Below are 300 nucleotides of genomic sequence, written 5' to 3'. Positions count from 1 at the left end.
AATTCCGATCTTTTTTGAATATTTCGCATTAGATACAACATCATCACATATTTCATAATTTAAGTCTGATACTGAATTAATTGTTCCATTCATCAAAAAAACTATAGAACTAGGTGAAGTTCCTGCTTTTAGTACCGCTTTACCACTTGGATGCCAATTTAATTCTGAAACAGTATTTATAGAATTTGAGTTTAATTTTACTGTAATATCTCTTCTTTCAAGAACAGCTTTCCCTCTCGCCTCACTAAATAATACCTTTAGCTCTTGAACACTATTATTCATATTTTGTTTCTTTAACAT

General features: G+C 29.3%; 1 pseudogene. It reads right to left on the bottom strand.

Going from position 1 to position 300, the window contains the following annotated elements:
• Window positions 1-282, bottom strand: a pseudogene (locus RR876_RS16750) (prepilin-type cleavage/methylation domain-containing protein); the annotation flags it as partial.
• Between the last annotated feature and the right edge of the window lie 18 nt (window positions 283-300).

Source organism: Acinetobacter sp. (assembly GCF_036666595.1).
GTDB lineage: Bacteria > Pseudomonadota > Gammaproteobacteria > Pseudomonadales > Moraxellaceae > Acinetobacter.
The sequence above is the reverse complement of the archived record's forward strand: the minus strand, read 5'-3'. Positions and strand labels throughout refer to the sequence as shown.